Below are 12,925 nucleotides of genomic sequence, written 5' to 3' on the forward strand. Positions count from 1 at the left end.
GGATTACTGCAAAGTGCATAGTTCTCGGTGGAACAATAATCGGCACATCCACGCTGATTAGACCCGGAACTGTTGTCTCCGGCGAAATACCTGCGAACTTGGTCCTAGATGTAGCTAATCCTGCTGGTTCACCCGTTCGCTTTCGAAAATAGGACTACTCAAGATTTCATATCAAAGACTTGATCTGGCCCATCATATGACTTGGATGGTGCAGCTGAATTCACGTCGCATCAATCTAATCAGTCAAAGTGATCTAGCGGGAGTCTGAATGAAAAGTGCTCGAGTCAATATTCTGCAAATTGCCACTCTATTTACTCCTGAAGGAAAGTTTGGTGGCCCAACCAGAGTCGCTCAGGATCAGACGAAGGGCCTGATACGTACCAATCACAATGTCTTGCTCGCCGGAGCAGGCACAGGTTTTGGATCGAGAATGCCCGAGAGGCTTGAAGGTACACCGGTTCAATTATTCCCCTCGATTAATATCGGAAGGCGTGGATTCGCAGGTACAGTGAGCCCTGGATTCTACTGGTGGTTATGGAATAACTGCCGCAAATTTGATGTTGTTCATGTCCACTTTGCGCGAGACCTGATTACACTGCCAGCCGCTCTGATTGTTCGACGTCGTGGTGTGCCAATGGTGTTGCAGACTCATGGAATGGTGGTCGTCCATAGAAGTATGCTGGTTCGCATCTTCGATCGGCTGGTCACTTCAAGAATCCTTTCGGCGGCCGACCGTGTTCTAGGACTTACGAACCATGAGGTTTCTGAGCTGACCGCTATTTGCGGAAACAGAACGATCCGGACCAGGACGCAACCGAACGGCGTCAATGTGGCGGAACCAATTGACGAACTGCTTATCAAGGACGAAGTTTTATTTGTGGCTAGGTTGCATCCTCGCAAGGGGGCGATTCTGTTCGTTGAAGCAGCAAAGTATTTGATCGAGTTAGGGCACACCTCAATATTTACGCTCATAGGACCTGACGAAGGAGAAGGCAAGGAAATTGCGAGTCTGATAAGCAATTTTGGCAGCGATCAAATACGCTGGCTCGGAGGATTAAAGGCTGACTTGGTCGATAGACATATTTCCAGTTCCATGTTCGTTGTATTGCCTTCGAAAAAGGAACCCTTTGGCATGACGATCATAGAGGCCATGTCAAACAGCAAGCCGGTCGTCATCTCCGACGACGCAGAAATTGCATCAATTGTCGAGGGGCACGGTGCAGGTATTATTGCCGAAAGGACCGTTATGGGCATGGCCGCAGCCATGGAGATACTCATTGGGGACAAAATGATGCGTTTTGAAATGGGCAAACGAGGTCATTCTCTGGTCGCTGAGGAATTTTCACTAGATGCCGTTGTTTCCAATTTAGAAAATGACTACATGTCTGTTTTGGCACTTAATCGGAGTGGTAATGTTGAAAACAACTGAGGATGAGCAGCCCCTACTGCGTATAATTTGGGTAACGAACGTTGCTGCTCCCTATCGTTTGCCTGTATGGGAAGAGCTCGGCTCCATTAGTCGCCTAGATGTAGTGCTTTTGGAGAACAACGCTTCATTGTCTAGAGGGCACAGGAATAGGGGCTCTGATTGGAAAACAAAAGAGGATGCAGAAAGATCATTTTCGTATAAGTTTGCAAAGGCAATTAGAGTCTCGGCCGGAGCGGGTCGGTATTACATTGGCTTGGGCGGAATAATCAAATTAGTGCGTGGGTGTGACGCAATTCTTTTAGGAGGATGGGAGTCGCCAGCGTACTGGCAGCTTCTCTTTTGGGCCAAAATATTCCGAAAGCGCACCGTCGGATTTTATGAATCAACGCTTGCTAGCAACAAGTATTCGGGCGGTCCGATAGCACACGCACGAACTCGATTCTTTAAAAGCCTAAATGCTGTGGTTGTCCCGGGGAAATCGGCCGCCGAAGCAATTGGGAAATTTGGCGTTGAACAACACCGGATATTTACAGGATTCAATGCGGTAGATGTCAAGGAAATCAATACCGTGGCGAGTCAAATTCGAGCAGAAGTCCCTATCTCCGGTGGGACCATATCCAAAAACATCCTCTTTGTAGGACAGTTAATCAAACGGAAGAATATTCACAGTCTGATTAACGCGCTATTCTCGATTGGAGACCCTGAGTATCGACTTACGATCGTTGGAGAAGGGCCAGAGGAGTTGAGTATTCGCGCTCTCTGTTCTGAACTTGACTTGAATGATCAAATCGAATTTTTGGGTCCAGTGGAGTACGAAGCAATTCCGGAGATATTGGCAAGACATGCGACTCTGGTACTTCCTTCTACGGAGGAAGTCTGGGGATTGATCGTCAATGAGGCTTTGGCGGCGGGAATTCATGTCGTAGTTAGCGACGTCTGTGGGGTTGTGGCGTCGATTAAGTCAATGTCCGGTGTTTTTGACTATCACGGAAACGATTCCACGGCATTGGCTAGTGCTATAAAATTGTCATCGAATGGCTGGGCTGGCCCCATCGTCCACCCCGATATTCTTGAATACACTCCAGCATTGTTCGCCCATATGTTTTATAAGGCGTTGGCGGCCTGCTCAGTGGACAGTCTTGATTTGCTAGCTCCGGTAGCCGATAAAATTAAGAGAACTTGATATGAACGAAATAATTAGCAAGGTATTGGGTGTCATTAGAGCTCGGTCAATATCTGTTCTTCCTGGTATGAGTATTCCAATAATGGTTAGATTTGACGGAATCCCGAATATTGTACGTGGTGAAAGAGGAGGCAGACTGGTTCTCGGTCAACGGGTCAGACTGTTCCGGGGTGTCGGGATATATCTTGAGACGGCAGAGTCTCAAGTATCCATAGGTGACCGTACATTCATCAATCGACGTTCGGAGATAGTGTGCAGATCGCGGGTCACAATTGGGACTGACTGCGCAATCTCCTGGGATGTCTGCATTTCAGATACGGATAATCACTCGATAGATGGATCCGCGGCCACTAGTGACGTCACCATTGGAAATAATGTTTGGATTGGGTCGGGAGTAGCCATTCTCAAAGGTGTGGAAATCGGAGAGGGCGCTGTCATTGGGGCACGCAGTGTGGTCACCAAGTCAGTTCCTGCACGCAGTCTTGTTGTTGGTTCGCCAGCGAAAATCATTCGGTCTGATGTTAGATGGGAACTTTGATTCCTACCCTCCTGCAACTCGGGCAACAGAATTTGGTATTAGAATCCGATGACAACCCAAAAACACATTTTGTTAATTCCGAATTAAATAGTTCTCTGTTATATTGCGTGAACACGGCAAAGATGGGTAGGCTGCGGCGGCAGTGGGCGGGCCCAGTAAATTTGATTAGATTCCCACCCGCATTAGCCGATCGTCGCTTCGTGAGGGGCAGGAGAGGTTTGTGTTTCGTGTTCAACAATTTTAGACTAATCGGGTCAATATTCTATTGATCAATTTTGGTCATTTTGTAGAATACCCGGTTGCTCAACTGGTAATGGCTGGGTATAGTCCAATTAAATTTCGTGCGGACATCTTGGTGTTCCGTCGAATTGGCGATGGAAAACCCAAGACCAGGAACTATGACTCCACTGGTGTGTTTGTATTTCCGGTAAAACTTGAGGTTGGCAGCATTGTCCTACTGAAAGGATTATTTCCTTCTTGGCCATACATTGTGAGTAATGATGTTGGGACTCACCAGAGGATGGAGGACGGATAGAGAGTAATTGCTATGGCCACTAGGGATTTTGATTTCGTATTTAATTTCTCGCACTGCCCTTCATTGGACCAATTTGTTTGGCTCACGATGGCCAAAGTGCTTGTAACAATATTGGGCTCATTTGGTCTATAACGCCGCTTCTCCTCAGATGGGCAAATTGTTGCCATTCACTTGGGCAGCAGATATCATCTCGTGTATTTAGGATCGCATTTCCATTGAAGTGCTGTCGTGGTTGGATGATCTGTATTCGTTGTCTGCTCACGTGTGGCTCTCCACCCGTATCTTTTGAAAGTATATTGTGCATCAGCGTCTTAGGAAAGTAATTGGTTTTGGGCTAAGTGTTGCAATTACGGGAATTTTGACTCTACTTGCAATTCCGTTGACTATTTCAGTTGGCGGTATCGACGATTGGGCAGCGATCGCATATGGCCAGTCGATAGGATCTGTGGGTGCGGTTTTCGTTGGCTACGGATGGGGCATTTCGGGTCCGGCAAGTGTTGCTAGTTCCCAGTTGCCTGAACACAGAAGGCTTTATTTGGATTCAGTGAAGACCCGACTTGTACTTTTAGTCCCTTTTGGTGCGCTAATTGTAAGCGTCTGTCTGATTGTTCCCACGAAGTCTGTTTTCCTGTGTGTGCTCGGAGGAATACTGGCTGTCGTCATGGAACTTCGCCCCAATTGGTATTTTGTAGGTATTTCTGCTCCTTATGCGATGCTGCTCAATGAGACACTCCCGCGAGTCCTATTTACAACAATAGGGTTGTGGGTGATGATCAGTCAGCAGAATGTCTTTGTGTCCGTCTTGTTTCAGATACTTGGTCTGATCGTCGCTCTCGCACTGAGTAGTCATTGGATCCTTCGAAATTCTGGTCGCTCCGACGACGGTAGATTATTTGTACCAACTTCCAAGATTCGCAATTTGCTGGTTGAACATCGTCATGGAATGTCTGCATCGGCTCTTTCTACTCTCTTTTCCAATGCGCCCTTGATTATTATCGGACTTGTTTCTCTGAGTTCAGTTCCAATATTTGCCGTTGTTGACCGTTTGAACAAACAGATCAATACCGCTGTTTCTCCAGCATTGGATGTTCTCAGGGGTTGGATTCCCCACGGGGATAACACTGCCAGACGAGCAAGAGCCCGGCATGCGCTCTTTTGGACAGCTATTTTTGCAATTACGTCCGGAATTTTTTTGCTTTTCCTGGGTCCCTACGCTATTTATTATCTGAGCCACCGTGTCGTGATGCTGGATGCTACAACAACTGCGGCTTTTTCTGTTATGTTTTGCCTGTCTTTGATAACCCTAGTTCAGGGACAAATCGTTCTGGCATCATTGGGTCTCATGAGGCATTTATCCCGAAATACAATGATTATGTCCTTGTTTAGTCTTCCTTGTATTATGTTGTTCGGTTGGCTTTGGGGAACGGCGGGAGCACTTTTTGCTATATCGATTGGACAACTCCTACTCCTTAGCTTGAATTATCACTCGTTGCGAATTTCTCGTGCTGTATGACGTACGTTGATTTTTAATGGGGCGGTAGTTCTGGCGGATTAGTGCAGATTCTCTGCCGATGATTCCTATTTTTGTACTGTATTTGAAGTCTTCCCGGCTTTTCTCAGAGCTCCTGAAATGTTGTGGTAATTGTCATGGGCGGGGTTTCAGCTAGCCTCGAGATTTGGTGAGGCCCGGTTTATGGTGAATCAGGGCTGACTGTCTGCCTGATGGTTCCCGATTCTGGCATTTGGGTGTGAGATTCTGACCGCGTGGTGGTGGTTGGTGACGGGTTCCACAGCGGTCACGCTGGTGCTGACTCTTGCTTCTGTTCGGTGGCGGACGGTCGGTTGTGGCCGTCTAAGGAGGGCTCCAGAGCTCCGGCCATAGCGATCCAATGATTCTGATCCGGTCATGGTTATTTGCTGGCGTAGTGGAGGATCAGGCCGGTGCCGCGGTGCCGCGGTGCCGCGGTGCCGCGGTGCCGGGTTTGAGTGCTGTTGAGCTGGTTACAGAGTTCGGCGATTGCCGTGTTTTTCGCTTACGTGGGTTGCAGATTCAAGGTGATCATGAGGTATCCGGGTTCGGTGTTATCGATGTTGCCGGTCTGGTTGGATGCTTGGCGCGTTAGCGTGCGGGCTTCCTAGATGGCGTTTTGTATCCGGTGTTGGTTCGGATCTCCCGAGCGATCGTCATTGCGGTGTTGTAGGCGGCGATACGGATGCCGTGGTGGATCAGTTTCGTCTCGGTATCTAGGACTTGCTGACCGGGGTTCAGTTCGCCAAATCGAAGCTCGGCTGGAATCTTCTTGTGGTTCTTTTTAGCAGCAATCAAAGCATTATCAGCGTCCCAGAGAGGACTCATGGCTGTCCGTGGTTCGTGGTGAATTCTGGTTTCGTGTCCTTGAACAAAGGTGGCTCGTAGCCCTGTTGTGATGGATGTTCTGATGCATTCATCTTTGACAGGACTACGAGCCTTGAACGAGCTTACTTTGGTGCACCCTGATGCTGCCACCACGATCTTCAATCTGGACGATTACCGCGTCCTGGCAACCCATACGTTGAGTTCTGGTCAACGCAGAATCCATATCGAGAGCACTGTTGAATCCGGGTGCCCGGGTTGCGGTGTCATTGGCACCCGTCGCCACTCTGGCCGGCAGCAACGAGTCCGCGATATCCCCGTGGCTGGTCCGGTGGAAGTTGTTTGGGCCAAGCGGTGGCTATTCTGCGACGAGACATTGTGCCTGCGCAAAACCTTCTTTGAATCCACGCTCGAGGTCCCGGCCAGGGCACGGACCACGAGCCGGCTCCGCAGCGCTCTGGTGCGAGCTGTCATTGACTCTGGCCGTGCCGCGACGGAAACCGCTACCGCCCATGGCGTCTCTTGGTGGCTGGTGCAAAAGGCCTTTAGCCCGGCTGCGACGAAGCTGCCCAACGTTGATCTCTTACGGCCAAGGATGCTCGGGATTGATGAACACTGTTTCCGCTCCGTCCGCTTCTTCAAAAACACCGAGACCAATGCTTGGCAGCGGATCGAGCCATGGATGACTACGATCGTTGACCTGGATACGAGCCAGTTCCTTGGTGTTGTTGACGGCCGAGACCACACAGGGGTCGGGGCATGGTTCATCAAGCGACCCTTGGAGTGGCGACTCGGAGTGGAAGTAGTCGCGATCGACCCCTCGGCAGCATTCCGAAAAGCGTTACGGATGTGGCTGCCCCGCACTGCCGTATCCGTCGATCACTTCCATCTGATCCAGCTCGAGAACCAGACATTGACAGAGGTTCGCCAGCAACTTTCTCATCAGATGCGGTCGTCGTGGCCGGGCAGTTGACCCGGCATGGGCGCACCGGATGCTGCTTCTGCGGGTTGGCGATTCACTCTCCGATCAGGCCAAAGCACGGTTGGAGAAAGTCTTCGCCACCGACGACCCGACCGGAAAGCTCAAGGCTGCGTGGGAGGTGAAGGAACAAGTTAGAGTTTTGTTGCGGACCGGCTCTTTGGAGGACGCCGAGCCGGCGCAGGAACACGTCGAGGATCTCGTGAGGGAATCCAAACAGCCCGAGACAACCGGGCTGTGGCGGACCATTTGCCGCTGGTGGAAGGAGATCGAAGTCCTCGTCGATACCGGCGCGACCACGGGGAAAGGCGAAGCCAACAACACCAGCATCAAACACATCAAGAGGACCGGCCGAGGCTTCGACAATAGCGCTAACTACACGACGCGCATTATGCTCAGGAGCGCCGCCCAAACAACGGTGAATCATCCATGACAATAATGGAATTCACCACGAACCGCGGAGAGCGCGGATACCGAAGGCTTCCCCTGTCTTCTTCGTGCCAGCTAGGGGCAGGTCAACGAGGGTGTCAGCGGCCGACCATTTCCGGCTCTGTCCGTTCTCGTCAGCGAGGAGACCTCCACGAACAGTTTCTCTTCAACTCTTCTACGTCCTTGCTGGCGCCTTCGCGCCAGGTGAGCATGTGGAATCCTTGTTCGGCCATGTGTTTGAACAGATCCGGTGACCAGCCGCAACGGTCAAAACCAGCCAGCACGCGCCTCTCATCCCCCACGACTTGAAGGAGTTCTGGCAAGAGTTTGCGCAGTTCACCGGCCAGTGACGCACCCGGTTCGGCCATGACTACAAAGACTGGGGATCCGTGGGCGTCAGTGACCCGTGTTTCCTCGCTCGCCGGAACCGGGAACTTCAACAGTGTCGCGTTGAGCTTCCCGATCTTCTTGCAGCCCAGATAGGCACGCACATTCCCATCAACATAAAGAAGCGCGGCCAGGTTCTCCCCGCCCGAGCCAGTGGAGTTCAAGTGATGTTTGGCCAAGGCGGCGTTTAGTTCTTCGGCTTTACCTGTTTCGGAGAGTTGGCTAATCATGCGGTGAATCGTTTTTACTTCCGGTGCCCGATCTATACCCAGCACCCTCCTCAGTTCCACAGGGTCGAAGCGGGTGGCGCCCTCGGCGCGGGCTTCCCCAGCCAATGCCCGCAGAACTGCATCGATCAGGACGGGTTCCAGCCCATAGAACCCGTTCGGGAGTGAACCATAAACTTTCTTCGCACAGGCCACCAGCTCTGAGGACTCCAGGTCAGGCAGGGCCAGAAACAATCCGGCATGATGAACATGGGCAGCAGGTGAAAACACCGATCCCGCGCACTCCAGGAGCACGGCCCGTGCTGCCGCACGCTCCCCGACTCGGGGAACCAGTGCCGGTAGGACCGGCTGTGTCAGCTGTTCAGTCCGGCGCGCTCTGCCCTGCAGGGGGAGTGTTGATGCTTCTTGGGTCCCTTGTTCGTCAGCGATTTCAGGGCGCGTTTGGACACTGAATTCCGAGACGCCGACCGCGGCGGCGATGGAACGCAATGAGTGTTGTTGCCCGCGCAGGGCAACGATCCGGTCGATAGTTGCGGTCAACAGCCCTGAGGAACTCGTGGGCCCCCTTTTCTCCGAGACCAGAGCGGCCACGGCGCCAACTTGGGCCAGTTGGCCCCACTTCTATATAGCGACCGGCGAAACCTTGAGAGCCTTCGAGATCTCTCCCGTCGAGTCCGTGTGCAGGCGCATCGATTTCACAGCTGCGCAGCGACGGGCAGCAGCATCTCCGGTCTCCCAAACATCACAGAGCTGACCATGAATATAGACTTCCCCGCCCCGGTCGTCCTCGAGAAGGGACGCGGCCAAGCCCACCGGAACCTCAGCAGGAACCATTGGCCTAGGAAGACGTGGCTCGGCAGTCATGACAGCCATCATTCCACCCTCCGCTGGGCTTCAAAACAGTAACTCTGTTTTTCGCATATTGGGCAAAATTAAGAGGGTTTCACCCCAAAAGCCCCCGAAAAATCAACGAACTCCCGAAACCGCCTCACCACCATGGCCGATCCCTAGACCTTGAATCTGCGGATACAGGAGATGCCGGTCTCGTAGACTCACGGATCTGTAATAACCTGTACCCAATGTGTTGCGCAAAAACCGGGGGATACTATCTTGACCACAATGACTCGAACTGGCCGCATTCGAGAGGAACGGAATAGAGTAGATTTCTTGGTGCGGTTGGCTGGATTCCTTTTCATCCTTGGCCTCTTTGCATCATCGCTTCTTGTACTGCGGGTGGGTGGAACGACAATTGGGGACTTGCTAATGATTTCCAGCGCGCTGGTCCTGTCGCTGTCGGCTAAGAAGCCAGAGATGCCCGGTCCTTCGCACATTTTTCAGGTGTTGGTCGTGCTTATGATTGTCACCGGTGGAGGACTGGCGTCGATCGTTAGTCAAGATACTGCGGACAGCTTGATGGTTATGCTTCGTGTCATCTACGTGGTCGCCATTCTGCCCTGGCAGGCTAGAATCCTTTTGAACACGCCGAAACGGCTTGCCAATGGTCTTCTTTCGTTCGCATTAGGGGCTGCCGTATGCGGCCTAGGCGGAGTCCTGCAGGTCGTCGCGGGTGCAGACGTCATTCCGGGTGGGCAGGTCACAATCGCTGGTCGTTTCTCTGGCTTTACCGGACATGTCAGTGATACCGGGATTATCACCGCATTGGCCGTCATATTTGGCGTCGCCGCGCTGGGTGCCCGAAGCCGTGACTATGGCCGTTTTCTGCCCCTCTTTATCCTCACTGGCGGCATCGCAGGATTGATTCTTAGTGGGAGTGTAAGTGGAATGCTTGCAACCGGTCTGGGAACCTTAGTTATTTTGGCCCTTCGTGGGGTTTCGGTTGGACGGATCTTTTTGGTGGCTGTCGCTGCCGGAGTAGGCCTCTATTGGGCGACGGGCACTATTGGTTCGACAGCTAACGCGCTGTCGCCCAGTGAGCGTGTCCTTCAAGTTCTAGGGATAACCGGTAGCGAAGAATCACTGAACACCACATCCTCGAGGTGGGAAACGGACTTACTTGGCTGGCAGGGCTTCCTTCATGCGCCATTGACTGGCGTTGGACTAGATGCGCAATCGTCCATTGTGACGGAGACTTTGTCCGTACATAACTTCCTTCTGGCGGCTATGTACCAGGGTGGCGCGATATTTTCCCTTGGACTTGTGGTGGCTATTGTGACAGGTATCCGACAAGGTTGGAGGCATCGTTCGGATGATTCCATAAGTGTCGCCATACTCGCGATGACGGCCGCGACCCTGGTGTTCTCGATGACGGCTCCTAGTTTCTACAACCGGTATTTCTGGATTCCACTGGCTCTGCTGGCCGCTCATGTCGCAATAAAGCGGAGTGATCATCTACCCGGGGAGTCAGCTGAGTCTTTGACCATCGGTTCGAAACAATGGAAGTCAGCTTTGCGCTAGATATCGCACTGCATAGTTGCGTCCCCTGCATCGGGCAGAGATGTGCGAGTAGTCATCGTGGCAATTTTTTGAACGGACGGCATCTTTATTTACGTTTTCACGTACCAGAGTGTCCGATGGTCGAAGTACCGAGCAAGACTGGCGTCCTTGCAAAGATGATGGTGGTTGTTTGGTGGACGGAAGTCGTCAATTGCGGCAGACGCGGGCAGACAGTGTCAATCGCTCACAGTTGTGAATCGTCGTATTAACTGTTGCAAGGTTGAACACAGACACGGAAAGGTGACCGGAAGCGACCCGGCAAGCAAAAGTATTGCAGCCTCAAAGGCAACAGCTACCGACTACGAAAGGGGACTGCCCTGGCTTTGCTTGACTCCTGACTTGTGAGGATACGTTCCTTGCAGCAAGGATATTGATATGCCTAAGCCTTTCCCCGCCGAGTTCCGCCGCGACGAAAGTTGCCGTGGCTCGCAAGCATGAAGCACCTATCGCTCAGATCGCTAGGGACTTCGGGATCTTGAGAAGCGACGTTGCATAACTGGCTCAAGAAAGCCGATATCGAGGTCGGCAACCGCCCGGGTGTGAGCGCTGCTGAGGCGGCCGTGCTACGGGATGCGAAGAAACGCATCCGGCTACTGGAGCAGGAGAACGAGATCCTGCGTCGGGCCGCGGCGTTCTTCGCCCGTGAGCTGCCCCCAAAATGAGGTTCCCGCTGGTCCTTGATTAAGACGTGCGACGGGGTTCCCGTCGCGGTGGCCTGCCGGGTGCTCGGATTCTCCAAACAGGCGTTCTACGCATGGAAGGCGACTCCGGTGACGGACCGGGATTGGGCTGATGCGCATCTGATCAACGCCGCGCTAGATGTGCATCGAGACGACCCGGCGTTCGGCTACAGGTTCATTGCAGACGAGCTGAAGGAGCAGGGCCTGGCCGCGGGTGAGAACCGGGTCCAGCGGCTGTGTTGCAGCCAGAGAATCTGGTCTGTGTTCGCCAAGAAACGCGGATTGACGCGCAAGGCCGGTCCGCCCGTTCATGACGACCTGGTCAAGCGGGACTTCACCGCAACGGCACCCAACCGGCTCTGGCTCACGGACATCACCGAGCACCGCACCGACGAGGGCAAGCTGTACCTGTGCGCGATCAAGGACGTCCATTCGAACCGGATCGAAAGGCTATTCGATCGACTCACGCATGAAGGCGTCCCTCGCCGTTGCCGCGCTGCGTAACGCAGTGTCGCTCAGGTCCTCACTAGGAACCGTGGTGGATTAGGACCCTGAAGACCAAAGGGCTGACCGGATCGATGGGCCGGGTGGGCGCGTGCGCCGACAGCGCTGCCATGGAGTCATTTTTTGCGCTGCTGCAGAAGAATGTCCTGGACCGCAAACGATGGACCACACAGCAGGAGCTGCGGCTGGCGATCGTGACCTGGATCGAGAAAACCTACCACCGCAAACGCCGACAACGACGACTTGGCCGCCTAACCCCGATCGAGTTTGAGAGAATGACTACTGGCCTCAAAGCCGCCTAGAAACACTAAACCCCGAGAGTCAACGAAACCCGGGGCAGTCCCGTCTGCCCTGCTCGATCTACTGGGACAACTCAAACTTACCGATGTCTCCGACCGGATCCGTACCGCAACCGAAACCTTGTTCAACAGCTCATCGAGGCCGAGGCCACGGTGTTCATTGGTGCCGGCCCCTTCGAACGTTCCGAGGCACGCACTACCTAGCGCAACGGCTCCCGAACCAGGACGTTGACGACCACAGCTGGGGACCTGAACCTGAAGATCCCCAAGCTGTGGAACGGGTCGTTCTTCCCGGCATTGCTTGAACGGCGCCGTCGCGTTGACCAGGCCCTCTACGCAGTCGTGATGAAGGCATACCTGCACGGGGTATCCACCCTCACGGTTGAGACCAAAGTCAAGGCACTCGGGGCCGATACCGGGATTTCCAAGTCCGAGGCCTCCCGGATCTGCGAGGACCTGGACCATGAAGTCGGCGCTTTCCCTGACCGTGATCTCTCCACCATGGACTACTAGTACGTGTTTCTCGATGCGACCTACGCAAGGCCAGGTTCGGGCACCAGGTGGTCTCTCAAGCGGTCGTGGGCGCTTTCGGGGCTGCTGCGGACAGGCGACGGGAAGTCCTGGACGTTGACGTTGGTGACAGTGAGAACGAAGGGTTCTGGACCGCGTTCCTGCGTTCCATGAAAACCCGTGGACTGGACGGGGTGAAGCTGGCGATCTCCGACGCCCACGCAGGCTTGAAGAAGGCCATCGCCACGGTCTTCCAGGGTGTTTCATGGCAGCGCTGCCGGATGCATTTCATGCGAAACGTGCTCTCGATCGTGCCCAAAGGGTCCCAGGGCATGGTCGGCTCGATCATCCGCACTGCTTTCGCCCAACCCGACGAATGGGAAGCCGGGGACCGCCGCTACCTCTCCGAGGCCTCCAT

9 protein-coding genes and 2 pseudogenes are annotated in these 12,925 nt (G+C 53.4%); 9 read left to right on the forward strand and 2 right to left on the reverse strand.

The window, feature by feature from the left end; all coding sequences use genetic code 11:
• Nucleotides 1-268 precede the first annotated feature (268 nt).
• From CVS27_RS03310 to CVS27_RS20475, 4 genes are all read left to right on the forward strand, one after another.
• On the forward strand, nucleotides 269-1,429 hold the full coding sequence (locus CVS27_RS03310) for a glycosyltransferase (protein WP_103464312.1): 1,161 nt from the start codon (nucleotides 269-271) through the stop codon (nucleotides 1,427-1,429).
• Nucleotides 1,413-2,612, forward strand: a complete 1,200-nt coding sequence (locus tag CVS27_RS03315) for a glycosyltransferase (RefSeq protein WP_165788243.1) — start codon at nucleotides 1,413-1,415, stop codon at nucleotides 2,610-2,612. Before CVS27_RS03310 ends, CVS27_RS03315 begins: the two co-directional genes overlap by 17 nt.
• An 82-nt stretch (nucleotides 2,613-2,694) precedes the next feature.
• Complete coding sequence (locus CVS27_RS21450; protein ID WP_103464314.1) at nucleotides 2,695-3,150, forward strand: acyltransferase; 456 nt, start codon at nucleotides 2,695-2,697, stop codon at nucleotides 3,148-3,150.
• An 833-nt stretch (nucleotides 3,151-3,983) separates the two neighbouring features.
• Nucleotides 3,984-5,198, forward strand: a complete 1,215-nt coding sequence (locus tag CVS27_RS20475) for a polysaccharide biosynthesis protein (RefSeq protein ID WP_133162866.1) — start codon at nucleotides 3,984-3,986, stop codon at nucleotides 5,196-5,198.
• 606 nt (nucleotides 5,199-5,804) lie between these two features.
• Here the strand turns inward: CVS27_RS20475 and CVS27_RS03330 are convergent.
• On the reverse strand, nucleotides 5,805-6,041 hold the full coding sequence (locus CVS27_RS03330; protein ID WP_103464316.1) for a hypothetical protein: 237 nt from the start codon (nucleotides 6,039-6,041) through the stop codon (nucleotides 5,805-5,807).
• A gap of 112 nt (nucleotides 6,042-6,153) precedes the next feature.
• Between CVS27_RS03330 and CVS27_RS21455 the strand changes: the two genes are divergently transcribed.
• Together CVS27_RS21455 and CVS27_RS21460 are read left to right on the forward strand one after the other, a co-directional pair.
• Entirely contained in the window at nucleotides 6,154-7,011 is an 858-nt protein-coding gene (locus CVS27_RS21455) for a transposase (protein WP_279325097.1), read from the forward strand.
• A gap of 19 nt (nucleotides 7,012-7,030) precedes the next feature.
• The gene (locus CVS27_RS21460; RefSeq protein ID WP_279325098.1) at nucleotides 7,031-7,450 is read left to right on the forward strand and encodes a transposase; all 420 of its coding nucleotides are present in this window, start codon (nucleotides 7,031-7,033) and stop codon (nucleotides 7,448-7,450) included.
• Nucleotides 7,451-7,580: 130 nt separating this feature from the next.
• Here the strand turns inward: CVS27_RS21460 and CVS27_RS03340 are convergent, their stop codons facing one another.
• Nucleotides 7,581-8,600: a putative transposase gene (locus CVS27_RS03340; protein WP_103464317.1), complete on the reverse strand. Its 1,020-nt coding sequence runs from the start codon at nucleotides 8,598-8,600 to the stop codon at nucleotides 7,581-7,583.
• 570 nt (nucleotides 8,601-9,170) lie between these two features.
• Between CVS27_RS03340 and CVS27_RS03350 the strand changes: the two genes are divergently transcribed.
• The 3 genes and pseudogenes from CVS27_RS03350 to CVS27_RS21200 form a co-directional block, all read left to right on the forward strand.
• Nucleotides 9,171-10,475: an O-antigen ligase family protein gene (locus CVS27_RS03350; protein ID WP_133162867.1), complete on the forward strand. Its 1,305-nt coding sequence runs from the start codon at nucleotides 9,171-9,173 to the stop codon at nucleotides 10,473-10,475.
• Between the two features lie 414 nt (nucleotides 10,476-10,889).
• Nucleotides 10,890-12,000 (forward strand): annotated as a pseudogene (locus CVS27_RS03355) (IS3 family transposase).
• Between the two features lie 49 nt (nucleotides 12,001-12,049).
• Nucleotides 12,050-12,881, forward strand: a pseudogene (locus CVS27_RS21200) (IS256 family transposase); the annotation flags it as partial.
• Nucleotides 12,882-12,925: the final 44 nt, after the last annotated feature.

Source organism: Arthrobacter glacialis (assembly GCF_002909445.1).
GTDB lineage: Bacteria > Actinomycetota > Actinomycetes > Actinomycetales > Micrococcaceae > Specibacter > Specibacter glacialis.